Below are 24,732 nucleotides of genomic sequence, written 5' to 3'. Positions count from 1 at the left end.
ACCATCGTACAGAGGGACCGAAGAACGGATGCTCGGCTGGTGCTGCGAGAATTGCAGAATGATCATTCTTGCTGCCACCCCGATCGGAAACCTCGGCGACGCCTCCCGGCGCCTGATCGAGACCCTGAGCACCATCACCATCGTGGCGGCCGAAGACACCCGCGTCACGGTGCACCTGCTCAAAGCCCTCGGCATCGAGAACCGACCCAGACTCATTGCCCTGCACGATCACAACGAACGCGGCAAGGCCGCCGAACTGGTCGAGCTGGCCCGCGACACGGACATTCTCGTACTCAGCGACGCCGGCATGCCCACCGTTTCCGATCCCGGCTTTCATTTAGTGGATGCCGCGGTCGCCGCCGGCGTGCAGGTCACCGCCCTGCCCGGCCCGTCCGCCGTGCTGACCGCCCTCGCCGTGTCCGGGCTGCCGACCGACCGGTTCACGTTCGAGGGGTTCCTGCCGCGCAAACACGGCGAGCGGGTCAAACTGCTGCGCGATCTCAGCGCCGAACGTCGCACAATGGTGTTTTTCGAATCGCCCAATCGCCTGGCGGACTCGCTGCTCGACCTCGCCGCAACGCTCGGCGCCGACCGCCGCGTCGTGGTCTGTCGCGAACTGACCAAATTCTTCGAAGAGGTCAAACGCGGCACAGCTGCAGAGCTCGCCGAGTGGGCGGCTTTGGGGGTGCGCGGCGAGATCTGTATCGTCGTTGCGGGTGCGGAAGTGCGGGTGCTGGACCTGGCCATGGGCGTGGCCGAGGTGCTCGAACTGGTGGCTGGCGGCATCCGCTTGAAAGAAGCTGCGGCCGACGTGTCCGCGGCCAGCGGACTTGGCAAGCGTGAACTGTACGAGCACGCGCTGCAAGCCAAGGCCGGCCCGGGAAAACCTGCCGTAAAAAAACCGGAATACCCGAGTCCTCTTCAGCGTTAAGTTCGGTAAGTGTGAGTCGCACGGTCGCGACCAACCTCGGGAGGTTCTCATGTGGCGCTCGGTGCAGTTCTCCCGCTATGGGGGGCCGGAAGTTCTCGATCTGGTCGAGATGACCGCGCCGGTTCCTGGTGTCGGTGAGGTGGTCGTTGAGGTCATGGCGGCAGGCCTGAACCCTGGCGAATCCAGTATTCGGGAAGGGCGACTCGACACCGAATGGCCTGCGCACTTCCCGGCAGGACAGGGCAGCGACTTCGCCGGCATTATCGCGGGTGCCGGAGCGGGCGTCACCGGGTGGAAAATCGGCGACGCGGTGCTCGGTCACACGGTGCGCGGTTCCCAGGCGAATTTTGTCACAGTCCCGGTAGGGAACATCATTCACAAGCCCGAGCGGTTGCCGTGGGAGATCGCCGGCAGCCTTTACGTTGCTGCAGCGACCGCGTGGCAGGCGGTCTCCGGCGCGAGCCCCGCCCCGGGTCGCACGGTGCTCGTGCACGCCGCACACGGGGGTGTCGGCGTGATCGCGGCACAGTTGGCCAAACGACGCGGAGCCCGAGTTATCGGCACCGCCAGCCCGAACAGTTTTGACTACCTGCGCCAAATCGGCGTGATACCGGTGGAATACGGTCCAGGATTCGACGAGCGGTTGCGGCGGATTGCGCCCGATGGTGTTGATGTCGAGCTGAATCGCCTGGGCGACAACGGACTGATGAATGTTGACTCGACCGACACCGTCGTGCTTGAGAAGATTGCGCGCCTGATCGCCGACCATCAGATCGTGATTCCGGTTGCCGCCATTTACCCATTCGAACGGGTGCGGGACGCCTATCGGGAGCTGGAAGCTGGGCATGCCCACGGCAAGATCGTGCTGTGCATGATGCCAGTCGAGTATGCGCACCAGAAGGTACGTGGCATCGACGTGCGCGAGAGCGAGGTAACGAAGGATGCCCCGAACCGCCCGCCGGTTCCGCCCATCCACGAGGCGCTCCCGCTGGTCTTCGGCCACCGACACCACCTGGCAGCCGCCGGCCCAGCGGTGGAGAGCTCCCACAGCGAGTAACAAAACGTCAGGGCCGCACGCTGCGCATAAGATGAACGCATGTCCGCAGGCTCTTTTTACATCACCACGCCCATTTTCTACGTGAATGATGTGCCGCACATCGGGCACGCCTACACCGAGGTCGCCGCCGATGTGCTCGCGCGCTGGCACCGGCAGTCGGGCGATGACGCCTGGCTGCTCACCGGCACCGACGAACACGGCCAGAAGATTCTGCGCACCGCCACAGCCAACGGCGTCACGCCGAAGGAATGGGCCGACCGGCTGGTCGAGACCGCGTGGAAGCCGCTGCTGGAGACCGTCAATATTGCCAACGACGACTTCATTCGCACCACCGACGAACGCCACGAGGTGAACGCGCAGAAGTTTCTGCAGCACCTGCACGACGAGGGCCACATCTACACCGGCGAGTATGAGGGCTACTACTGTGTCGGCTGCGAGGAATACAAGCAGACCACCGACCTCGTCGACGGCACCGGCGAATACGCCGGCCAACCGGTCTGCGCGATCCACTCCAAGCCGGTCGAACTGCTGCACGAGAAGAACTACTTCTTCAAGATGAGCGCCTTCGCCGACCGTCTGCTCGCGCTCTACGAAGAGAACCCCAACTTCGTGCAGCCGGAAGCGGCCCGCAACGAGGTCATGTCCTTCGTCAAGCGCGGCCTGAGTGACCTGTCGATCTCCCGCTCGAGCTTCGACTGGGGCATCAAGGTGCCGTGGGACGAATCGCACGTCGTCTACGTCTGGTTCGACGCGCTGCTCAACTACATCACCGCGGCCGGCTACGGCCAGAACGACGAGGAATTCGCGAGCCGCTGGCCCGCGACCCACATCGTCGGCAAGGATATTCTGCGTTTTCACGCCGTCATCTGGCCGGCCATGCTCATGGCCGCCGGTATCGAGGTACCCAAGCAGGTCTTCGGCCACGGCTGGCTGCTGGTCGGCGGCGAGAAGATGAGCAAGTCCAAGCTCACCGGTATCGCCCCGAGTCAGATCACCGACACTTTCGGCTCCGATGCCTTTCGTTACTACTTTATGCGTGCCATCAGCTTCGGCCAGGACGGTTCGTTCAGCTGGGAAGACCTCTCGGCCCGCTACCAGTCCGAACTCGCCAACGGCTTCGGCAACCTCGCCTCCCGCGTGATCGCCATGGTCGTGCGCTACTGCGACGGCGTTGTGCCGGCCGCCGGCGAGCTCACAGTCGATGACCTCGCGATTGCTGCCACCGAACAGCGGGTGACGGATGCCGCGGCGAAAGCCATCGAGACCCTCGCCATCCACGACGCCCTCACCAGCGTGTGGGAACTCGTCGACGAACTCAACGGCTACATCACCCTGCAGGAACCGTGGGCCCTGGCCAAGAACCCGGAAACCCGGGCGCGCCTGGAGACCGTGCTGCACACGGCCGTGCGCGGCCTCGGCACCCTCACCGTGCTGCTCTCTCCGGTCATTCCCATTGCCACCGCCAAGCTGTGGACCGCCCTCGGCGGCGACGGCGCCCTCACCGACCAGCGCGTCGACCGCGCCTGGGAGTGGACCGGCGGCGCCCAGGTCAGCCCTCTCGAACCGCTGTTCCCGCGCATCGAATCGATCGTGGAGCCAGCCGATGCCTAATGAAGCGGTGTCTAATGACGTGCCTGGTCCTGACGGCATCGACGGCTACGGCAGTGCCATTCGCCGCCGTGACAATACCGCGGGCCGCGACCTGAGCTACCCACCACTACCGGAGCCACTCACGGTTCCCGTTTACGACAACCACACCCATCTCGAAATCGCCGATGGGGAGCATCCGCTCAGCTATCGGGAACAGCTCGACCGCGCCTCGAGCGTTGGCGTGCGTGGTGTGATCCAGGTCGGCGGAGACGTCGAAACCTCACGGTGGTCGGCTGCTGCTGCCCGGATCGAGCCGCGCATGCTGGCCGCCGTCGCGATCCATCCCAACGAGGCACCCGATCTCGAGGAAGCCGGAACCCTCGACGACGCCCTCGCCGTGATCAACGAACTCGCCGGCCAGCCGCGCGTGGTCGCGGTCGGCGAGACCGGCCTCGACTTCTTTCGTACGGGTCACGACGGTCGCGCCGCCCAGTTCCGCTCCTTCGAAGCGCATATCCGCATCGCCAAGGAGCACAACCTCGCGCTTCAGATTCACGACCGCGACGCCCACGAGGCCGTGATCGAAACTCTGCTTCGGGTTGGCGCCCCCGAACGCACGGTCTTTCACTGCTTCTCCGGCGATGCCGACATGGCCCGGTTGTGCGCCGAGCACGGCTGGTATATGTCCTTCGCCGGCAATGTCACGTTCAAGAACGCCGGCAACCTGCGGGAAGCCCTGTTCGCCGCCCCGCGCAATCTGCTGCTGGTCGAAACGGATGCCCCCTTCCTCACCCCGCTGCCGTACCGCGGCAGGCCCAATGCGCCGTACCTGCTGCCCAACACGCTGCGCGGCATGGCCGCCCACCTCGAAACGGATGTCTCCCTGCTCTCTGCGCAAATCACCGCCAACACCGAACTGGTCTACGGACGTTGGGACGCCGAGCCCGTCACCGCTGCCTTCGCGGCCCCGAACGACGAGCAAGATCCCGGTCAGGCCCCACTCGGCGGCCTCGCATGACCGGCCGCCATTCCCCGGAGCCCGTCCCCGCTGACCCCGTCATCGCGGCCAAGCCCACCAAGACGCTGCTCGGCCCCGCCGAGATTCGCGACCTCGCCGAGATGCTCGGAGTCAACCCCACCAAGAAGCTCGGCCAGAACTTCGTCATCGACGGCAATACCGTGCGGCGCATCGTCAAGGTCGCCCGCGTCGCGCCGGGTGACACCGTTGTCGAGGTCGGCCCGGGCCTCGGCTCACTCACCCTTGGCATGCTCGAAATCGGCGCGGCCGTTGTCGCCGTGGAGATCGACGACCGCCTCGCCGAGCAGCTTCCGCTGACGGTCGATCTCATGCAGCCCGGTGCTGCGCTCACGGTCATCCGCGCCGACGCCCTCAAGATCACCGAACTGCCCGGCGACCCGACCCGGCTCGTCGCCAACCTGCCCTACAACGTGTCCGTTCCGGTGCTGCTCTACCTGCTCGAGCATTTCGATTCGATTCGCGCCGGTGTTGTCATGGTGCAGGCCGAGGTCGGCGAGCGTCTCGCCGCTCCTCCCGGCAACAAAGTCTACGGCAGCCCAAGCGTCAAAGCCGCCTGGTACGGCGATTTTCGCACCGCCGGCAAGGTCAGCCGCCAGGTGTTCTGGCCGGTTCCCAACGTCGATTCGATCCTGATCGCCTTCGATCGTCGCGCCACCCCGCTGGAATCCGAGGAAATGCGGCTGAAGACCTTCGCACTCGTCGACGCCGCATTTCAACAGCGCCGCAAGATGCTGCGCCAGTCGCTGTCGGTGGTTCTCGGGGACTCGACGGCGGCATCCGCTCTCATGTCGGAGGCCGGAATCGACCCGACCACCCGCGGCGAACAGCTGACCGTGCACGACTTTCTCGCCATCGCCCGGGTCTGGATGCCGGCCTAGCACGAGCGTGCTGTCCGTGCGGGTAGACAGGCTGGGCTAAGTTAAAAGCATGATGACGACCGCCGGCAGCCCCGTTGTGCACGCGCAGGCTCCCGGCAAAATCAACGTCTTTCTCAAGGTCGGCGCCGTCATGGAAGACGGCTACCACGACCTCGCGACCGCCTACCAGGCCGTTTCCCTGTTCGAAGAAGTGCGCGCCACGCCCGCTACCGACTTCTCGGTCGAATTCAGCGGCAGCATCGACACCTCCGGCCTCGCGACCGGCGGCACCAACCTCGCCATCAAGGCCGCTCGGGCCCTGGCCCGCAAGGCGGGCTATCGCGGCGGCGTGCACCTCGAGATCGAAAAGAACGTACCCATTGCCGGCGGAATGGGCGGCGGCTCCGCCGACGCCGCAGCCACCCTTCTGGCCTGCGACGCGCTCTGGGGCACCAACGCCACCAAGGACGAGTTGCTCGGGATCGCCGCCAAGCTCGGCGCCGACGTGCCGTTCTCCTTCACCGGCGGCACCGCGATCGGCACCGGCCGCGGCGACCAGCTCAGCCCGGCCCTGGCCAAGGGCAAATTTCAGTGGGTGCTCGCCCTCGCCGACTTCGGAATGTCGACACCCGGTGTTTATCAGGAACTCGATCGGCACCGCGACCGCCACGCCCAGGACATTTTTCCGGCCCAGCACCAGCCCTCCGTCGACGCAAACGTGCTGCAGGCGTTGCGGGCCGGCGACCCGCACATGCTCGCCGACGTGCTGCACAACGACCTACAGGCCCCCGCTCTGCACCTCGCGCCCGGCCTCGGCAAGGTGCTGCAGCTCGGTGAAGAAAACGGAGCCCTCGCCGGTATCCTCTCCGGCTCCGGCCCGACCGTGGCCTTTCTGGTAGCGGATGCCGACAGCGCGCTCGAATTGCAGGTCGCGCTCTCCGCCTCCCGCCTGCGCGTCGTGCGCGCCACCGGCCCGGTGCACGGCGCCCGCCTGATCAACGACTAGCCCGAAATCGTGCGCCCCGGCGTGCCGTAAACTTGGAGGCTATGGCACATCTTCTCGGGGCTGAGTCCCTGCACCTCGAATTTCCTACCCGCGTCATCTTTGACAGCGTCACCGCCGGCCTCAACGAAGGCGACCGCATCGGCGTCGTCGGCAAGAACGGCGACGGCAAGTCCACCCTGATGCGTCTGCTCGCCGGCCGCATGGAACCCGATGAAGGCCGGGTCACCCGTCGCCGCGGCGTCACGATCGGAATGCTCGACCAGTCCGACGACCTCGCCAGCGGCCAGACCGTCGGCCACACCATCGTCGGCGGCATCGAAGAACACGTCTGGGCTGGCGACGCCAAGGTGCGCGACGTCATCGGCGGCCTCGTGCGCGACATCCCCTGGGACGCCCTCGTCGACGACCTCTCCGGTGGCCAGCGCCGCCGCGTTGCCCTCGCCGCCGTGCTCATCGGCGATTACGACTGCATCTTCCTCGATGAGCCCACCAACCACCTCGACGTGGAAGGCATTTCCTGGCTCGCCGGTCACCTCAAGACCCGCTGGGCAGCCCAGTCGGGCGGACTCGTGGTCGTCACCCACGACCGGTGGTTCCTCGATGAGGTCTGCAATATCACCTGGGAGGTGCACGACCGCCTGATCGAACCCTTCGAGGGAGGCTACGCCGCCTACATTCTGCAGCGCGTCGAGCGCGACCGCATGAGTTCGGTCGTCGAATCCAAGCGCCAGAACCTCATGAAGAAGGAACTGGCCTGGCTGCGCCGCGGCGCCCCGGCCCGCACGGCCAAGCCCAAGTTCCGCATCGATGCCGCCAACGTGCTGATCGAGAATGAGCCGCCGCCCCGCGACACCGTCACGATGCAGTCGATGGCGATGCAGCGCCTCGGCAAGGACGTCGTCGACCTCATCGACATCGGCGTGAAGTTCGGCGACAAGACCGTGCTGAACGACATCACCTGGCGCATCGCGCCGGGGGAGCGCACCGGCATTATGGGCGTCAACGGCGCAGGTAAGTCCACCCTGCTGAACCTCGTCGCCGGCACCCTGCAGCCGACGACGGGAACGGTCAAGCGCGGCAAGACCATCAAGGTGGCCGTGCTCACCCAGCAGCTGTTCGAACTCGACGAGATTCGCAACGACCGGGTCAGCGACGTCATCGGCCGCCAGAAAACCAGCTACATGGCCGGCGGCAAAGAGATCACGCCCGGCCAGATGCTCGAACGCATGGGCTTCTTGAGCGCACAGCTCACCACCCAGGTCAAGGACCTCTCCGGTGGCCAGAAGCGCCGTCTGCAACTGCTGCTCATCGTGCTGAGCGAGCCGAACGTGCTCATCCTCGACGAGCCCACCAACGACCTCGACACCGACATGCTCGCCGCCATGGAAGACCTGCTCGACTCCTTTCCCGGCACCCTGCTCGTCGTGTCGCACGACCGGTACCTCATCGAGCGCGTCACCGACAACCAGTACGCGGTCATGGACGGCGGCTTTCGCCACCTGCCCGGCGGCGTCGACCAGTACCTCGAGGTACGCCGCAGGGCGGTCGCCGGCCCGGCAGCCGGTTCTCCAACGGATGCCGCTGGCAAGACCAAAAAGATCCCCAGCCTGGGCGGCGCTGAACTGCGCAACGCCCAGAAGGAGCTCGGCTCCATCGACCGCAAGGTGGTCAAGTTGCAGGAGCGTATTGCGCAGAAGCACGAGAAGCTCGCCGCCCACGACCAGTCCGATTTTGCCGGTCTCGGTGAACTCGGCGTGAAGCTGACCGAACTCGAAGAGACCATCGCCACGCTGGAAACCCGCTGGGTCGAACTTACTGAGCTGATCGAGGGCTAGTTTCGCAGAAGCTGTGACGCAGTGTGTCGGTGCAGGCCACGCGTCGCAGCTTCGGCACGTATCGTTAAGGGGTGCCTGCGCAGCCGCGGTACACAGCTCCTCGTGGGCGCAGCCTTCTGGTTTGACCGGTCGTTGTTGTGTGCCCGCGAGCTGTCAGTGCGTCTCGTCGAACCGTGACGAAATGCACTGTGCTGCGCCCTGCCATACGAAACCGAACCCACAGCGTCTGAAGGAATTACCGTGAAGAAAATCGTGAACAAGAAGAGCCTGCTCGCTGGTCTCGCCCTCGTACCGCTCGTCGCCCTGCTGGCCGGCTGTGCCGGAGCCTCCGAAGGACCGGCCACCGGTACCGACGGTGATGCCATCAAGATCGGCGTCGTCGGAGCGAGCGACCCCTACTGGGAGATCTACACCGAGGCCGCAGCGGCCGAGGGCATTGAGATCGAGATCGTCGACTTCGCGCAGTACCCGCAGGTGAACCCGGCCCTCGCCGCCGGAGAGGTCGACCTCAACCAGTTCCAGCACATCGTCTACCTCGCCGAATACAACGAGGCGAGCAGCGACAACCTGGCTCCGATCGGCGCCACGGCCATCTACCCGCTGGGCCTGTACTCCACCGAGTACAGCAACGTCGATGACATCGTGAAGGGCGACACCATCGCCGTGCCCGACGACGACAGCAATCAGGCACGCGCGCTCGTCATTCTGCAGTCCAACGGTCTCATCGTTCTGAAAGACGGCGGATCCATCTTCTCGAGCCTGTCCGACATCGACGAGGAGGCCTCCAAAGTCAAGGTCACGGCCCTCGACGCCTCGCTCACCGTCGCGTCGCTGCCCGACGTCGCCGCCGCGGTCATCAACAACGACTTCGCCGAGAAGGGCGGACTCAAGTTCGAGGACGCCATCGCCACCGATGACGCGACCGACCCGCAGGCGCTGCCCTACGTCAACATCTTCGTCTCGCGGGACGAAGACAAGGACAACGCGACCTTCCAGCAGCTCGTCGAGATCTACCAGAACACCCAGGACGTGCAGGACGGCGTGCTGGCCGTCTCGGGCGACACCGCCGAAATGGTGACCACCCCCGCCTCCGACCTGGCCAAGTCGCTCGCGACGGTTCAGGCCGATATCAAGGCCGCCAAGTAAGCATCCGCTTCATCAGCGCAGTCCGGGGGAGCAGGCGCCCTGGACTGCGCTGTTGTGTCGGGTATCACGGAGCATGAAATGAGCGAGGCAAACGGATGGCTGTAGTCAGTCTGCGCAATGTGGGCAAGATCTACCCGCCCACGTCCAAAGACGGCGCGAGCGTCACGGCGATCGCCGATGTCAGCCTCGACGTTGAAGCCGGCGATATTTACGGCATTATCGGCTATTCCGGTGCCGGCAAGAGCACCCTGGTGCGTCTGATCAATGCTCTCGAGCGTTCGACTTCCGGTGAGATCTGGGTCAACGGGCAGAACATCGCCGCGCTGCGAGAGCGCGAGCTGCGCCAGGTGCGCCTCGGCATCGGCATGATCTTTCAGCAGTTCAACCTGCTCGGCTCCCGCACGGTGGCCCGCAACGTGGCCTACCCGCTCGAAGTCGCCGGATATCCCAAGGAGAAGCGCGCCGCACGCGTGGCCGAGCTGCTCGACTTCGTCGGCCTCAGCGACAAGGCCGGGTCCTTTCCCGACCAGCTCTCCGGTGGCCAGAAGCAGCGGGTCGGTATTGCCCGTGCCCTCGCCACCCAGCCGAGCATCCTGCTCGCCGACGAGGCAACGAGCGCCCTCGACCCGGAAACCACCCACGAAGTCCTCGCTCTGCTGAAGCGAGTGAATGCGGAATTCGGGGTCACCATCATCGTGATCACCCACGAAATGGATGTCATCCAGACCATCGCGACCAAGGTCGCCGTGATGGACCAGGGCCGGGTCATTGAACGCGGACCCGTCTTTGATGTGTTCTCGAACCCGCAAGCCGCGGCATCCGCTCGGTTCGTCTCGACCGTGGTCAAGGGGGTGCCATCTCCGGCCGAACTCGCCGTGCTGCGCGAACGTCACGCCGGCCGCATCGTCACGCTGGCCTTTCGCGACAGCGCGGTCGACCAGGGCGCCGTCTTCGGTGAACTGGCCAGGGCCGGCATCGCCTTCGAGGTCGTCTACGGCGGCATCAACGAGATTCAGGGACGCCCGTTCGGGCACCTCACCCTCGCCCTCACCGGCGCTGACCCGGTCGTCGACCAGGTACTCGCCCATATTCGAACGCTTACGACCGTCACGGAGGTACGCTGATGGATGCCCTGATCAATCTGCTGCCCGAACTCTGGACGGCCACCTACGAGACGCTCTACATCGTCGCGCTCACCCTCTTCTTCGGTGGCCTCGGTGGGCTGCTGGTGGGACTCGCGCTCTACCTCACGCGGGCCGGCAGTATCCTCGAGAACAAACCGTTATTCTTCGTGCTCAACCTGCTGGTGAACTTCATTCGCCCGATTCCGTTCATCATCTTTCTCGCGGCGGCGCAACCGCTCGCCCGGGCCGTCACCGGCAGCGGCATCGGCAATAACGCCATCATCTTCACGATCGCTCTCGCAGCCTCCTTCGCCATGGCGCGCATCGTCGAGCAGAACCTGCTCACCGTGACGCCCGGTGTGATCGACGCGGCGCGCAGCGTCGGTGCCGGGCCGATTCGCATCATCTTCACGGTGTTGCTGCCCGAAGCGCTCGGACCGCTGATTCTCGGCTATACCTTCATTTTCGTGGCGCTCGTGGACATGTCGGCGGTCGCCGGCTACGTCGGCGGCGGCGGCCTGGGCAACTTCGCCCTGCAGTACGGCTACCGCCAGTTCAACCCGATCGTGACCTGGGCGGCCGTGCTGCTGATCATCGTGCTGGTGCAGTTCGTGCAGTTCTTCGGCAACTACCTCGCCCGCAAGGCGCTCCGCCGCTAGTTCTCGTGGGGCTCAGTCGAAGTCGAGGCTCAACTTGCGCAGCAGGCCGGCCAGGCGCTCCTGGTCGCTCACCGAGAGGGTCGCGAGCAGAGCAGCCTCGGCTTCGACCAGCCGGGTGATCGCGGCATCCACTCGGCTGAGGCCGGCGGGTGTCATGCCCACCAGGATTCCGCGACCGTCGTTCGGTGCGGAGCGGCGCTTCACGAGCCCGCGTTCGACGAGCCCGTCGATACGGTTTGTCATGGTGCCGCTTGAGACCAGGGTCTGCTGCAGCAGGGCCTTCGGGCTGAGCTCAAAGGGACTGCCGGCCCGGCGCAGGGCCGACAATACGTCGAATTCCCAGGACGCGAGCTCCGAACGGGAGAATGCGGTGCGGCGGGCACGGTCGAGATGCTTGGACAGCCGGGCGACGCGGCTGAGCACCTGCAGCGGCGCGAAGTCGAGATCGGGCCGTTCACGCAGCCACGAATCAACGATTCGATCGACTTCATCATGGCCAGGCATTGCTCCATTATCCCGCTTACCGGGGAGTTTCTTCGCCTAGACGCCTCACAGGCCTGGTCATCGGCGTCGAGGGCCGCTGGAATCTGGCAGACTTGACAGGTTGCTGGCTCCGGTCAGCATGGTCCGCCATAGTGTAACGGCAGCACGGCAACCTTTGGAGTTGTTCGGTCCAGGTTCGAATCCTGGTGGCGGAGCCCTCACTTTCTTCACAAAATGCGTTAGGAATCCTGTGACAGACGCCCGCCTCGCCATCATCGTTTTGGCCGCCGGCCAGGGCACCCGCATGAAGTCCAGCCTGCCGAAGCTGCTGCATCCGCTCGCCGGGGTGCCCATCGTCAGCCACGTTCTCGCGACCGCGCGCGCACTGGACGCCGCCCACGTCATCACCGTCGTGCGGCACGAGCGCGACCTGCTCGCCGCTGTCGTCGCGCAGGACCTGCCGGAGAGCACCATCATCGACCAGGACGAGATTCCCGGCACCGGTCGTGCCGTCGAGCAGGCCGTCGCCGCGCTTCCTGCCGGCTGGGACGGTGACGTGCTCGTCATTAACGGTGACGTGCCGCTGCTGAACGCCTCCACGCTCGCCTCCTTCATCGCCTCGCACCGTACCGGTGCCGCCGCCGGCACCGTACTCTCCGCCTACCCCGACGATGCGACCGGCTACGGTCGCATCATCCGCTCGGTCGAGGGTGTTTTCGACCGCATCGTCGAGCAAAAAGATGCGACGGATGCCGAATTGGCCGTCACCGAGATCAACGCCGGTGTCTACCTGTTTGGCCTGGCCGAGCTGCGCAAACAGCTCGCGCAGCTCACCACCGCGAACGCGCAGGGTGAGAAGTACCTCACCGATGTGATCGAACTGCTGCGCCGGGCCGGCTCCGAGGTGAGCGCCGTTCCCGTCGCCGATGCCTGGATCGTCGCCGGCATCAACGACCGCGCCCAGCTCGGCGACACAGCGCAGAAGCTCAACGCCCTGATCGTGCGCGGCTGGCAGCTGGCCGGCGTGACCGTGCAAGACCCGGCCACGACCTGGATCGACCTGAAGGCCGTGCTCGCAGCCGACGTCACTCTGCTGCCGGGCACCCAGATTGAGGGAGCCACCGTCGTGGCCACCGGCGCCATCGTGGGCCCGGACACGACCTTGCGCGACTGCGAAATCGGCGAAGGCGCCCGCGTCAACCGTACAGACGCGACCCTCGCGGTGATCGAGGCCGGGGCATCCGTCGGCCCGTTCTCATATCTGCGCCCGAACACAGTGCTCGGCGCCGATGGCAAGATCGGTGCCTTCGTCGAGACCAAAAACGCCCAGATCGGCGCGGGCAGCAAGGTGCCGCACCTGAGCTACGTTGGCGATGCCACGGTCGGGGTCGAATCCAATATCGGCGCCGGAACAATATTCGCCAACTATGACGGAGTGGCCAAACACCACTCGGCGATCGGGTCGCACGTGCGTACCGGGTCGCACAACGTGTTCGTCGCCCCGATTACAATTGGAGACGGGGCGTATACGGGGGCTGGCACGGTCGTTCGCAAAAACGTTCCGGCCGGCGCTTTGGCCATTAACGTGGCCCCGCAACGCAATATGGACGGCTGGGTCGAGACCAACCGGGCCGGCACAGCTGCGGCGACAGCAGCCGCAGCGAGCAGCACCACAGAGACTGGAGAATAAGTGTCGGAAATCAAGACCAGCGGCGACAAACGACTAGTACTGGTTTCGGGGCGAGCACACCCGCAGCTCGCTCTCGATATCGCCACGGAGCTTGGTTCTGAGCTGCTCCACACCGACGCACGTACTTTCGCCAACGGCGAACTGTACGCCCGGTTCGACGAGAGCGTGCGCGGCTCGGATGCCTTCGTCATCCAGTCGCACACCGCGCCGATCAACGAATGGCTGATGGAACAGCTCATCATGGTCGACGCGCTCAAGCGTGCCTCAGCCAAGCGCATCACGGTGGTCGCGCCGTTCTACCCCTATGCCCGCCAGGACAAAAAGGGCCGCGGTCGCGAGCCGATCTCGGCCCGCCTCGTCGCCGACCTGTTCAAGGTTGCCGGCGCCGACCGCATCATGTCGATCGACCTGCACGCGGCCCAGATTCAGGGCTTCTTCGACGGCCCCGTCGACCACCTGTTCGCGATGCCGGTGCTGCTTGAGCACTTCCGCGAGAAGCTCGACCCGGCCACCCTCACCGTAGTCTCGCCCGACATGGGTCGCGTGCGCGTCGCTGACATCTGGAGCGACCGCCTCGGTGTGCCGCTGGCCATCATCCACAAGCGTCGCGACCCGCTCGTCCCGAACCGCGTCTCCGTGCACGAGATCGTCGGCCAGGTCAGCGGCCGCGTCTGCCTGCTCGTTGACGACATGATCGACACCGGACGCACCATCGCCCTGGCGGCGGAGGCCCTCCGTGAGGCCGGCGCCATCGGCGTTGTCGTCGCCGCGACCCACGCCGTGTTCAGCGACCCGGCCGTCGACATGCTGCAGAACCCGGCCATCAGCGCCGTCGTCGTCACCGACACGCTGCCCATCCCGCCGGAGAAGCGCTTCCCCACCCTGACCGTGCTGCCGATCGCTCCGCTGCTCGCGCGCGCGATCCATGAGGTCTTCGACGAGGGTTCGGTCACCTCGATGTTCGACGGTGCCGCGTAGGCACCAGATCGTATTGGGGAGGCGGCTTTGGTCGCCGCCTCCCTTTCATTAAATGCGCCAATAACGGATGCTGCCCGCCCCGTTTCGCGGCTTTTCTCGCGTTGTCGCCCGCCCACCGCATGCATTGGCCTATGCGTGGGGTCGAAGCTGGCTTCTCGTTGCGGCCACCACATCGAGCCGTGAGTTTCAACCGTCGAGCCGTGAGTTTGAGGGTATTTTTGGCGATTTTCGGGCCGAAACTCACGGCTCGGTGGTGCCCGCGGGGCGAAACTCACGGCTCGGCGAAGAGCGGAGGCCGCCAGCTGGGTCTCGAGGCGCGCTAGGTGCGGGTGGCGGGGGCCAGCTGGCGCGGCGCGGCGGGGATGATGCCGAGCGGCGTGACGAAGGTGTCGCGCTCGTTCTGGTCGATCGCGTAGCACTGCCAGCCGAATCCGCCGGGTCCGGTCAGGTCGAAGCGGGCGTCGAAGTCGACGGCGAAGGGATAGTACTGGGCCACCGCGGCCACGCAGGCGTTGGCAGCGGTGTCGGAGGCGACCCGCATAGTCGTGAGCACGCCCGGCACCACCAGGGCAATGAGCCCGAGCACGACAGCGACCCGCAAAATTGCGGTGAAGTGCTTGCCGCGCAGCGGACGGTAGTTGTCGTTCGGCTCGTAGCCGGAGAGCTCGGGGTGGTTGTCAGTCATGGGGAGTCCAAGTATTCCAGACGTGGGTGTGAAGCGACCCGGGTAGACAAAACGGCCGGCAGCATCCGTTATATAAGTGGATGCTGCCGGCCGGCAGAACTGCGGGCCTAGTGAGTCGACGCTTCCGTGGCGATCTCGCTGCGGTCGCCCGACCACAGCGTGTGGAAGGTGCCGGGCATGTCGACGCGGTGGTAGGTGTGCGCGCCGAAGAAGTCGCGCTGTCCCTGCACGAGCGCGGCCGGAAGGCGTTCGCTCGCGAGCGAGTCGAAGTAGCTCAGGCTCGAACCGAAACCGGGAACCGGGATGCCCGACAGTGCGGCGATCGAGACGACGCGGCGCCACGCGGCTTCACCGGAGGCAATGGCCTCTGCGAAGTACGGGTCGACGAGCAGGCTCGGGATCGACGGGTCGTTGTTGTAGGCATCCACGATGCGGTTGAGGAACTGGGCCCGAATGATGCAACCGCCGCGCCAGATGGTGGCGATGGCGCCCTTGTCGATGTTCCAGCCGTACTTCTTGGCTCCGGCGATGATCGCGTCGAAACCCTGCGCGTAGGCAACAATCTTCGAGGCGTAGAGCGCCTGGCGCACGTCTTCCTGGAAGGTGTGACCGACCACGGCGATCTCGGGGCGAGCCGTGAGGGTGGCGCGCACGGGGCCGCGCTGTTCCGGGTGGCTGGACACGGCGCGAGCGAAGACGGCTTCGGCGATTCCGCCGACGGGAACGCCGAGGTCGAGCGAGTTCTGCACGGTCCAGACGCCGGTTCCCTTCGAGCCGGCCTCGTCGAGAACGACGTCGATGAACGGGGCTCCGGTCTTGGCGTCAACCTGACGCAGAATCTCGGCGGTGATTTCGATGAGGTAGCTGTTGAGTTCCCCGTCGTTCCAGTCGGTGAAGACGTCGGCGATGGCTTCGGGGGAGTGCCCGCCGACCTTGCGGAGCAGGTCGTAGGCCTCGGCGATGAGCTGCATGTCGGCATATTCGATGCCGTTGTGGATCATCTTGACGAAGTGACCGGCACCGTCGGTGCCGATGTGGGTGACGCAGGGCACACCGTCGACGACGGCGGCAATGGATTCGAGGATCGGGCCGAGGGTTTTGTACGCCTCGACGGAACCGCCGGGCATGATGCTCGGGCCGTTGAGAGCGCCCTCTTCGCCACCGGAGATGCCGGCGCCGACGAAGTTGATGCCCTTGGCGCTCTGCTCCTTCTCGCGACGGATGGTGTCGGTGAATTCGGCGTTGCCGCCGTCGACAATGATGTCGCCGGGTTCGAACAGCTCGGAGAGCTGGGTAATGACGGCGTCGGTTCCCTTACCGGCCTGCACCATGATGATTGCGGTGCGCGGCTTGGTGAGCGAGGCGACGAAGTCGGCGATGTTCTCGGAGGCGACGAAGTTCGCTTCCGGGTGTTCGGTCGTGAGTAGGCGGGTTCGCTCAGGGGAGCGGTTGTACACGGCGACCGTGTTTCCCTCGCGGCCGGCGAGGTTACGGGCGAGGTTCGAGCCCATCACCGCCAGTCCGACGACACCAATATTTGCCTGCGCTGCACGGGACTCTGACACGTTTTCTCCTTTGGGACTGTATTGAACAGGCCATCTTCAACTTTAGTGCACGGGCCTGAGCGCCATGTCTGGCCCGGAAGCTGAATTTGATCGGGAACAGTGTGGTGTTAGCGTTGATGATTGAAATCAGATTTATTACGATGAAACCGCAAATTAATCCGATGTAATGAAGCAACGGCCGAGCATGCGGAGCACAATGTCAAAGACGAACAGCGCGGATACCAGCCAGATCGCCCCCGGGCTGCCCATCGTCGTCATGGGTGTGCAGGGGTGCGGCAAATCCACCGTCGGCCGCGGTATCGCCGATGCCCTCGGCATCCGCTTTGCAGACGGCGACGACCTGCACAGCGCTGCAGCCCGCGCGAAAATGGCGTCGGGGCATCCGCTGACCGACGAGGACCGCTTGCCGTGGCTGACCCACATCGCCCAGACCATGGCGGCGGCCCTCGAGGGCGGTGAAGCGCTCACCGTGGCGTGTTCGGCGCTCAAGCGCAGCTACCGCGACCTGATGCGTGACCTCGTACCGTCTCTGGTCTTCGTCGAGCTCTACGGCGATCAGGCACTGATCGCCGAACGGCTGACGCACCGCAATCACGAATATATGCCGGCCACGTTGCTCGATTCGCAGTTCGCCGCCCTCGAACCGCTCGCGGCCGACGAGGCCGGAATGCGGATCGAACTCACCAGAACTCCCGACGACATCGTCGGACTCGTACAGAACATGATTACAAAAATGAACCAGGAAGAACTCGCTCACTGATGACCGCACTTGACATGAACTGGGTATTATCCACCCCTGCGTTGCTCGGCGTTGCTGCCGGCTCCATTGCGCTGCTCCTCGTACTGATTATGAAGTTCAAGGTGCACGCCTTCCTCTCCCTGATTATCGTGAGCCTCCTGACAGCCGTCGCCACCGGAATTCCGACCGATCGGCTGGTGTCGACCCTGCTCAATGGATTCGGCGGAACCCTCGCCGGCGTCGCCCTGCTCGTCGGCCTCGGTGCGATGCTCGGCCGCATGCTCGAAACCAGCGGCGGCGCGCAGGTGCTGACGGATGCCCTGATCAAGAGATTCGGCGAGAAACGTGCGCCGTTGGCCCTCGGTGTCGCGTCCCTGATGCTGGGCTTCCCGATTTTCTTCGATGCCGGCCTGGTCGTCATGCTACCGATCATCTTCGCGGTCGCCCGTCGCTTGGGCGGATCGTTCCTCGCCTACGGCTTTCCCTCGGCCGTGGCGTTCTCGGTCATGCACATTTTCGTTCCGCCGCACCCGGGGCCCGTCGCGGCGACCGGCCTGCTCGGCGCCGATGTCGGCCTGGTGCTGATCTTCGGCCTGGTCGTGGCGCTGCCCACCTGGTTCGTCGTTGGGCGCTTGTTCGGCGGGTACGTTGGCCGCAAGTACAACATTCCCGTGCCGTCTATTCTCAGCAGCAAGACCGACAACTTCAAGGAATTCGAGTCGGCCCCCAAGGTCGGCACCGTTCTGTCCCTGTTGTTGCTGCCGATCGGCCTGATCTTTCTCAATACCGGATTGAACATGGCAGCGACAGCCGGCCTGGTGTCGCTCGATGACGCCTGGGTGCAGGTACTGCGCGCCTTCGGCGAGACCCCAGTCGCCCTGCTCATCACCGTTCTCCTCGGCATGATCTTGCTCGGCTGGAAGAAGCGCAAGTCGTCGGGTCTGATCGAGGCCGTCGTGGACAGCGCGCTCGGCCCGGTTGCCGCCGTCATTTTGATCACGGGTGCTGGTGGAATGTTCGGTGGGGTGTTGCAGGCCAGTGGTATTGGCACTGCCATCGCCGAATCGCTCGACAGCATTGGGCTGCCGGTGATCGTCGCCGGTTTCGTTATCGCCGCCGTGGTGCGGATCGCGCAGGGATCGGCCACCGTTGCGCTGACCACCTCCGCCGCCCTGCTGCAGCCGGTCGTCATGAGCAATTCGACCTATAACCCGGTCGAGCTGGCCGCGATCGTGCTGGCACTGGCTGCCGGGTCGGTTTTCGCCGGCCACGTGAACGACTCGGGATTCTGGCTGATCAGCCGGTTCTTCGAGATGGATACCAAGACCACCCTAAAGACGTGGACCGTCGGTCAGGCCCTGGTTGGTGTGGTCGGCTTCACCATCGCCCTGGCGATCTACCTCGTCGCCACCCTGTTCTGACCCAACTATTCCGCGGCTGAGAAGAACAGCCGCGGGGTATCGGCCCAGGAGTCTTCCACCTCGGCGATGGTGCGCCGCATAATGAGCTCCATCGACTCCCGGGCCTGCACGGGGTGCCCGCCCTGCACGGCGTCGGCCACGTCCACGTGCCACTGCAGCGCGGTCTCGTGCGGCTTCTCGGGCATCAGGCCGAGTCCGGTGCGCCCCGAGAGTACAGCGGCGATCACCTCGTCGAGCTTGGCAAACATTTCATTGCCGGAGCCGTGCAGGAACAGCCGGTGAAAATGGATGTCCAGGGTCAGAAATCGCTCCAGGTCGCCGGCGCGCCCCACCGTGCGCATCTGCGCGGCCACGGTCATCAGCTCACCCGACATCGCCTGCGGGCAGTGTGCGGCAGCCAGCTCGGCCGCCATCGGCTCAACGGATGCTCGCAGCTCGGTCAGCGAGCGCAACTGTGCGCCACGCTCCGGCCCGGCTAATCGCCACCGAATAAGCGTCGGATCGAAGGCATTCCACCCCGATTGCGGACGCACGCGGATGCCGACCCGTTTGATCGATTCGACCAATCCCATCGCGGCGAGCACGCGCACGGCCTCGCGCACAACCGATCGGCTGACGCCCTGGTCGAGGGCGATGTGATCGGCGAGCATGACCGTCCCGGCCGGCATCCGGCCGTCCACGATGGGGGTGCCAACCGCATCGACGACGCGGTTGTGCAGGCTGGAGGGCATGCTCTGACCCTAACGGCTGGGGCGGCACGGCTACAGCGGGTGACACGCCCGGACTGCGGGGGCGGCCCAAACTGTGTAAGCTTGAGAATCGAACTTCGGCGAGGGATATCGTCACCCGGGCAACCGGGCTGACGGCATCCGTGATCGACGCGGCGGACGAGACCTTGGGCTTTTCCTCACGCTGACATGCGTTCGAGTTGAATCAGTACCCCCATCTTCGGGCTTCGGCCCGAAGACCACGATCTGGGTCTTATACCCGCTAGGAGTAACACCATGGCTAAAAAAGAAGTAAATGCCGTCGTCGCTGAACTGCGCGAAAACTTTGGCAAGGGTGCGGCCCGCAAGCTGCGCGTGCTCGGCCTGATCCCGGCCGTCATCTACGGCCACGGCACCGAGCCGGTGCACGTGTCGCTGCCCTCGCACCGCATCGGTCTGCTGCTGCGTCGCAAGAACATGATTCTTGAGCTCGATCTCGCCGGCGAGAAGCAGCTTGTGCTGGTCAAGGACGTGCAGAAGGACCCGGTCAAGGCCATCATTGAGCACATTGACCTCATCGTCGTACGCAAGGGTGAAAAGGTCCAGGTTGAGGTCCCCGTACACACCACCGGCGAATCGTTCCCCGGCACCATGGCCGACTTCGACACCAAGTCGCTCCTGCTCGAGGTTGAAGCCACCGACATCCCCGAGAACCTCCAGTTGTCGATCGAGGGCCTCGAAGACGGCGCGCAGCTGCACGCCAAGGACGTCACGCTGCCCGCCGGCGCCGTGCTCGTGTCCGACCCCGAGACCCTGGTCATCTACGTCCACACGCCGCGTGGCGAGGACGAGTCCGAGGAGACCGAGGTCATCACTGCAGGCACCCCGGCCGCCACGCCGCCCGCCGCGTAACAATTATCTTCACTCGGTTCTCGCGGGGTTTTCCAACACTTAGGCGGAGGATTCCCCTGGATACGAACCTGTGGCTCGTAGTCGGGCTCGGTAACCCCGGGCCCGACTACGCCGGTAACCGCCACAACGTCGGGCAGATGGTCACAGGGCAACTCGCCTATCGTCTGCCCGCGAATTTCAAGCGTCACAAAACCGCCGCCCTGGTCGCCGAGGGGCGACTGGCTCCCGGCGCACCCAAGCTGGTGCTGGCCAAGCCCACCACGTTTATGAACGTCTCCGGCAGCCCGGTCGCCGCGCTGCTGCGCTTCTACTCGCTGCCCATTTCCCGCCTCATCGTCGTGCACGATGACCTGGACCTGCCCTTCGACACCCTCAAGATTAAGGTTGGCGGCGGTCACGGCGGCCACAACGGCCTGCGCGACATTATTGCGGCCACCGGAAGCAACGAGTTCGTTCGCATTCGCATGGGCATCGGCCGGCCGCCGGGCCGCCAGAACGCGGCCGACTTCGTATTGCACGACTTCGCCGCCGCCGAGCGCAGCATTCTGCTCGTCTTAATAGCGGATGCCGCCGACGCGATCGAATTGATCGCCACCGACGGCGTCGTTGCGGCCCAACAGAAGTTCCACTCGCCCGCGTAGGTAGACTCGTTCAGTGATCCTTCAGGGCTTAATCGCAGCGCTCGCGCGCGCCTCCACGTTCGACAACGCCCTCGCCTATGCCAGCCGGGATGCTGATTTCAGTCTGACCGAGGGCCTGCGTGCCCCGCTGCTCGCCGCGCTGCTTGACCTGCGCCGCGATGATGCTCAGGCGCTGTTCGTCATCACCGCGACCGGCCGCGAGTCCGAGGCGCTGCGCGAGAACCTCGGCTGCTTCGCCACGAGCGCGGAGATCATCGACTTTCCAGCCTGGGAAACCCTCCCGCACGAGCGCCTGAGCCCCAGCGCCGAGATCGTCGGCAAGCGCCTGCACGCCCTGCGGCGGATGCGCGAGTGGCAGGAGCAGGACGCGCGCGAGCGGCATCCGCTTATCGTCGTCGCCTCGGTGCGAGCCGCCCTGCAGCCGGTCGCCGACAACCTCACCGACTACGAACCGATCGAACTGACGGTCGGAGCCCGCGGGCACGACCTCTCGGCGATCGTGCTGCAGCTGGTCAATGTGGCCTACGCCCGCGTCGACATGGTCACCCGGCGCGGTGAGTTCGCCGTGCGCGGCGGTATTCTCGACGTCTTTCCGCCGGTCGCCTCGCACCCCTACCGGGTGGAATTCTTCGGCGACGAGGTCGAGCAGATTCGCCTGTTCAGCGTCGCCGACCAACGGTCCTTGCCCGAACCGGTCGCATCCGTCAGCCTGCCGCCGAGCCGGGAACTGCTGCTCAGCCCGGCCGTGCGGCAGCGCGCCCAGGAAATGCAGCACGAATTTCCGAGCCTGTCCGGTCTGCTCGCCAAGATCGCCGAGGGCATCCCGGTCGAGGGCATGGAAAGCCTCGCCCCCGCCCTGGTCGACCGGCTGGTGCCGGTCACGCACTACCTGCCGAGCAACGCTGCCGTCGCCGTGATCTCGCCGGAGCGGGTCGCAAGCCGCGCGATCAGCCTCGCCGAGACCAACCGTGAGTTTCTCGGTGCAGCCTGGAGCGCTGCCACGGCCGGTGCCGACGCGCCGATCGACCTCGAATCCGGCGATTTTCTCACGCTCGGCCGCCTGCGCGACAGTGTCAAATATTCGGCTCCCGGTGCACCGGCGACCGGCCACCACTGGTGGACCCTGAGCACGTTCCAGGCGGCGCCCACCGACGAGGCGGTTCTGCCCGAACACCTCGAAATGGACGAACTGCTCACCATTCGCATCGAAGCGGATGCCGTCCCCACCTTCGCCGGCAGCGTCGACGGGGCAGTGGGTCATGTCGCCTCCCGGCTGCACGACGGCTGGGTCGTCGGTATCGTCGCCCAGGGGGCGGGGCTGGTCGAGCGGGCCGCGCAGGTTTTGGCCGAGCGCGAACTTCCGGTGCGCGTCGTAGACGTGTGGCCGCTGGAACCGGAGGCGGGTATCGCCTACCTGCTGAAGGCATCCGTCGATCATGGTTTCGAGCTGCCGACCAGCAAACTCACCCTGATCAGCGAGAGCGAATTTTACGGGCGCACCGTCGGCTACTCGGCCAGGCAGATCAAGAAGCTCGCGAGCCGCCGCAAGAATGTCGTCGACCCGTTGCAGCTGGTCGCCGGTGACCACGTCGTGCACCAGACGCATGGCATCGGTCGTTTTCTCGAACTGACCCAGCGCGAGGTATCGAGCGGCGGGCGCAACCCGGTCAAGACCACCCGCGAATATCTGGTGCTGGAATATGCGGCGTCCAAGCGCGGCCACGCCGGCGACCGGCTGTATGTGCCGACCGACCAGCTCGACCTGGTCACCCGGTATGTCGGCGGGGAGGCGCCGACCCTGAGCAAGATGGGCGGCAGCGACTGGTCGAGCGCAAAGACCAAGGCGCGCAAGGCGGTGCGCGACATTGCCGTCGAGCTGGTCAAGCTGTATTCGGCGCGGATGGCGAGCAAGGGTCACGCCTTCGGGCCGGACACCCCCTGGCAGCGCGAGCTCGAAGAAGCCTTCCCATTCGTGGAGACCCCCGACCAGCTGACGACGATCGACGAGGTCAAAGCCGACATGGAACGGCCGATTCCGATGGACCGGCTGCTCAGTGGCGACGTCGGTTTCGGCAAAACCGAGGTGGCCATTCGTGCCGCGTTCAAGGCCGTGCAGGACGGCAAGCAGGTGGCCATGCTGGTTCCGACCACGCTGCTGGTCAGCCAGCACATGGAAACGTTCAAGGAGCGCTTCGCCGGGTTCCCGATTCACCTGCGCGCCCTGTCCCGATTCCAGACCGACAAGGAGTCGCGCGAGACGATCGCCGGAATGCTCGAGGGCACCGTCGACGTCGTCATCGGCACGCACCGGCTACTGTCGCCGTCGATCATCTTCAAGGATCTCGGCCTGGTCATTATCGACGAGGAACAGCGCTTTGGTGTCGAGCACAAGGACGCCTTGAAGAAGCTCAAGACCAACGTGGATATTCTCGCGATGAGCGCGACCCCCATTCCGCGGTCGCTGGAGATGGCGGTAACCGGAATTCGCGAAATGTCGACCCTGGCCACCCCGCCCGAGGACCGGCACCCCATCCTGACCTTTGTCGGACCGTACTCGCAACGGCAGGTGGCTGCGGCCATCCGTCGGGAACTGCTGCGCGAGGGTCAGATCTTCTTCGTGCACAACCGGGTCACGAGCATCAACCGCATTGCGTCGGAGCTCGCCGAACTGGTGCCGGAGGCGCGCATCGCGATCGCGCACGGGCAGCTGCCCGAGGCTCAGCTCGAGCAGGTGGTCGGCGACTTCTGGGAGCGCAAGTTCGACATTCTGGTCTGCACCACGATCATCGAAACCGGCCTCGACATTAACAATGCGAACACGATCATCATCGACCGGGCCGACAAGTTCGGCTTGAGCCAGCTGCACCAGCTGCGCGGCCGGGTCGGTCGTGGGCGTGAGCGGGCCTACGCCTACTTCCTCTACGACGAGAACAAGCCGCTGTCGGAGACCGCGCACGATCGGCTCGCCACGATCGCGGCGAACAACGAACTCGGTGCCGGTATGCAGGTGGCCCTGAAGGACCTGGAGATTCGCGGTGCCGGAAACCTGCTCGGCGGCGAACAGGCCGGGCACATCGCGGGCGTCGGCTTCGACCTGTACCTGCGCATGATCGGCGAGGCCGTGTCGACGTTCCGCGGCGACGTCGCCGAGGGGCAGACCGAACTGCGGCTCGAGCTGCCGGTGGACGCGCACATTCCGCACGACTTCGTCGACAGTGAGCGGCTGCGTCTCGAGGCGTACCAGAAGCTGTCCAGCGCGAGCTCGCCGACGGCGGCGGACGACCAGATCGACCTCGTGGTCGAGGAACTCACCGACCGTTACGGCGAACCGCCGGTGCCGGTTCAGAATCTGGTGGCCGTGTCGCGGCTGCGCTGGCAGGCCCAGCAGGCGAACCTCAGCGAGGTCGTCGCCATGGGGTCGAACCTGCGGGTTGCTCCGGCCGATCTGGCCGACTCCATTCAAATCCGGTTGCAGCGGATGTATCCCGGCTCACGTTACGTGTCGGCCACTGGGGCGCTCAGCGTGCCGATGCCACGGCCGAACGGTGAGCCGCTGGATGACAACGCCCTGATCGAGTGGACCAAGTCGCTGCTGACCGCGATCTTCCCGCCGGCCGTTCTGTCCGCCACCTAACCGTTAACGCCGACAGCACCGTCGTTGCGGGAA

21 protein-coding genes and 1 tRNA gene are annotated in these 24,732 nt (G+C 65.3%); 18 read left to right on the top strand and 4 right to left on the bottom strand.

All coding sequences use genetic code 11. From position 1 onward, the window contains the following. The first annotated feature begins 58 nt into the window (after positions 1 to 58). The 10 genes from rsmI to E3O45_RS03095 all read left to right on the top strand — a co-directional run bounded on the left by rsmI (position 59) and on the right by E3O45_RS03095 (position 11,244). On the top strand, positions 59 to 931 hold the full coding sequence (rsmI, locus tag E3O45_RS03140; RefSeq protein WP_134441638.1) for a 16S rRNA (cytidine(1402)-2'-O)-methyltransferase: 873 nt from the start codon (positions 59 to 61) through the stop codon (positions 929 to 931). A 49-nt stretch (positions 932 to 980) separates the two neighbouring features. Then, entirely contained in the window at positions 981 to 1,988 is a 1,008-nt protein-coding gene (locus E3O45_RS03135; RefSeq protein WP_134441636.1) for an NADP-dependent oxidoreductase, read from the top strand. A 39-nt stretch (positions 1,989 to 2,027) separates the two neighbouring features. Continuing rightward, the gene (gene metG, locus E3O45_RS03130) at positions 2,028 to 3,599 is read left to right on the top strand and encodes a methionine--tRNA ligase (RefSeq protein WP_134441635.1); all 1,572 of its coding nucleotides are present in this window, start codon (positions 2,028 to 2,030) and stop codon (positions 3,597 to 3,599) included. Beyond that, complete coding sequence (locus E3O45_RS03125; protein WP_134441633.1) at positions 3,592 to 4,596, top strand: TatD family hydrolase; 1,005 nt, start codon at positions 3,592 to 3,594, stop codon at positions 4,594 to 4,596. Before metG ends, E3O45_RS03125 begins: the two co-directional genes overlap by 8 nt. Positions 4,597 to 4,697: 101 nt before the next feature. Next, positions 4,698 to 5,495, top strand: a complete 798-nt coding sequence (rsmA, locus tag E3O45_RS03120; RefSeq protein WP_241985208.1) for a 16S rRNA (adenine(1518)-N(6)/adenine(1519)-N(6))-dimethyltransferase RsmA — start codon at positions 4,698 to 4,700, stop codon at positions 5,493 to 5,495. 52 nt (positions 5,496 to 5,547) lie between these two features. After that, complete coding sequence (locus E3O45_RS03115; RefSeq protein ID WP_134441825.1) at positions 5,548 to 6,480, top strand: 4-(cytidine 5'-diphospho)-2-C-methyl-D-erythritol kinase; 933 nt, start codon at positions 5,548 to 5,550, stop codon at positions 6,478 to 6,480. Between the two features lie 41 nt (positions 6,481 to 6,521). After that, on the top strand, positions 6,522 to 8,315 hold the full coding sequence (locus E3O45_RS03110; RefSeq protein WP_092451601.1) for an ABC-F family ATP-binding cassette domain-containing protein: 1,794 nt from the start codon (positions 6,522 to 6,524) through the stop codon (positions 8,313 to 8,315). Between the two features lie 249 nt (positions 8,316 to 8,564). Further along, positions 8,565 to 9,461 (top strand): MetQ/NlpA family ABC transporter substrate-binding protein, encoded by an 897-nt coding sequence (locus E3O45_RS03105; RefSeq protein ID WP_241985207.1) that lies wholly within the window; start codon positions 8,565 to 8,567, stop codon positions 9,459 to 9,461. A 95-nt stretch (positions 9,462 to 9,556) separates the two neighbouring features. Further along, entirely contained in the window at positions 9,557 to 10,585 is a 1,029-nt protein-coding gene (locus E3O45_RS03100) for a methionine ABC transporter ATP-binding protein (protein WP_134441630.1), read from the top strand. Next, on the top strand, positions 10,585 to 11,244 hold the full coding sequence (locus E3O45_RS03095) for a methionine ABC transporter permease (protein WP_134441628.1): 660 nt from the start codon (positions 10,585 to 10,587) through the stop codon (positions 11,242 to 11,244). The genes E3O45_RS03100 and E3O45_RS03095 overlap by 1 nt, the downstream gene beginning before the upstream one ends. A 12-nt stretch (positions 11,245 to 11,256) precedes the next feature. Here E3O45_RS03095 and E3O45_RS03090 read toward each other — a convergent pair whose 3' ends face one another. After that, positions 11,257 to 11,748, bottom strand: a complete 492-nt coding sequence (locus E3O45_RS03090; RefSeq protein WP_092451627.1) for a MarR family winged helix-turn-helix transcriptional regulator — start codon at positions 11,746 to 11,748, stop codon at positions 11,257 to 11,259. A 122-nt stretch (positions 11,749 to 11,870) separates the two neighbouring features. On the opposite strand from E3O45_RS03090, the gene E3O45_RS03085 reads away from it, so the two are divergent. The 3 genes from E3O45_RS03085 to E3O45_RS03075 all read left to right on the top strand — a co-directional run bounded on the left by E3O45_RS03085 (position 11,871) and on the right by E3O45_RS03075 (position 14,395). Next, positions 11,871 to 11,942, top strand: a tRNA-Gln gene (locus tag E3O45_RS03085). Between the two features lie 35 nt (positions 11,943 to 11,977). Continuing rightward, positions 11,978 to 13,417, top strand: coding sequence for a bifunctional UDP-N-acetylglucosamine diphosphorylase/glucosamine-1-phosphate N-acetyltransferase GlmU (glmU, locus tag E3O45_RS03080; protein ID WP_134441626.1), 1,440 nt, complete (start codon positions 11,978 to 11,980; stop codon positions 13,415 to 13,417). Then, a complete protein-coding gene (locus tag E3O45_RS03075; protein ID WP_092340644.1) occupies positions 13,418 to 14,395 on the top strand; it encodes a ribose-phosphate diphosphokinase in 978 nt (325 codons plus the stop codon). 319 nt (positions 14,396 to 14,714) lie between these two features. Here E3O45_RS03075 and E3O45_RS03070 read toward each other — a convergent pair whose 3' ends face one another. Both E3O45_RS03070 and gndA read right to left on the bottom strand, forming a co-directional pair. Continuing rightward, positions 14,715 to 15,080: a hypothetical protein gene (locus E3O45_RS03070; protein ID WP_092451631.1), complete on the bottom strand. Its 366-nt coding sequence runs from the start codon at positions 15,078 to 15,080 to the stop codon at positions 14,715 to 14,717. A gap of 107 nt (positions 15,081 to 15,187) precedes the next feature. After that, the gene (gene gndA, locus E3O45_RS03065) at positions 15,188 to 16,645 is read right to left on the bottom strand and encodes an NADP-dependent phosphogluconate dehydrogenase (RefSeq protein WP_134441625.1); all 1,458 of its coding nucleotides are present in this window, start codon (positions 16,643 to 16,645) and stop codon (positions 15,188 to 15,190) included. A gap of 196 nt (positions 16,646 to 16,841) precedes the next feature. On the opposite strand from gndA, the gene E3O45_RS03060 reads away from it, so the two are divergent. Continuing rightward, positions 16,842 to 17,405, top strand: a complete 564-nt coding sequence (locus E3O45_RS03060; RefSeq protein ID WP_241985195.1) for a gluconokinase — start codon at positions 16,842 to 16,844, stop codon at positions 17,403 to 17,405. Beyond that, entirely contained in the window at positions 17,405 to 18,805 is a 1,401-nt protein-coding gene (locus tag E3O45_RS03055; RefSeq protein WP_174843044.1) for a GntP family permease, read from the top strand. Before E3O45_RS03060 ends, E3O45_RS03055 begins: the two co-directional genes overlap by 1 nt. 5 nt (positions 18,806 to 18,810) lie before the next feature. Here E3O45_RS03055 and E3O45_RS03050 read toward each other — a convergent pair whose 3' ends face one another. Then, the gene (locus E3O45_RS03050; protein WP_134441621.1) at positions 18,811 to 19,536 is read right to left on the bottom strand and encodes a FadR/GntR family transcriptional regulator; all 726 of its coding nucleotides are present in this window, start codon (positions 19,534 to 19,536) and stop codon (positions 18,811 to 18,813) included. Between the two features lie 273 nt (positions 19,537 to 19,809). On the opposite strand from E3O45_RS03050, the gene E3O45_RS03045 reads away from it, so the two are divergent. From E3O45_RS03045 to mfd, 3 genes are read left to right on the top strand one after another with little or no spacing between them, the layout of a single operon-like run. After that, positions 19,810 to 20,424: a 50S ribosomal protein L25/general stress protein Ctc gene (locus E3O45_RS03045; RefSeq protein ID WP_092451655.1), complete on the top strand. Its 615-nt coding sequence runs from the start codon at positions 19,810 to 19,812 to the stop codon at positions 20,422 to 20,424. Between the two features lie 56 nt (positions 20,425 to 20,480). Beyond that, the gene (gene pth / locus E3O45_RS03040) at positions 20,481 to 21,065 is read left to right on the top strand and encodes an aminoacyl-tRNA hydrolase (RefSeq protein WP_134441619.1); all 585 of its coding nucleotides are present in this window, start codon (positions 20,481 to 20,483) and stop codon (positions 21,063 to 21,065) included. A gap of 13 nt (positions 21,066 to 21,078) precedes the next feature. Continuing rightward, positions 21,079 to 24,699 (top strand): transcription-repair coupling factor, encoded by a 3,621-nt coding sequence (mfd, locus tag E3O45_RS03035; protein ID WP_134441618.1) that lies wholly within the window; start codon positions 21,079 to 21,081, stop codon positions 24,697 to 24,699. Positions 24,700 to 24,732 lie beyond the last annotated feature (33 nt).

The organism is Cryobacterium sp. TMS1-20-1, from assembly GCF_004402355.1.
GTDB classification, from domain to species: Bacteria; Actinomycetota; Actinomycetes; order Actinomycetales; family Microbacteriaceae; genus Cryobacterium; species Cryobacterium levicorallinum.
Note: the sequence above shows the minus strand (reverse complement) of the source record. Positions and strands in the feature narration are given on the sequence as shown.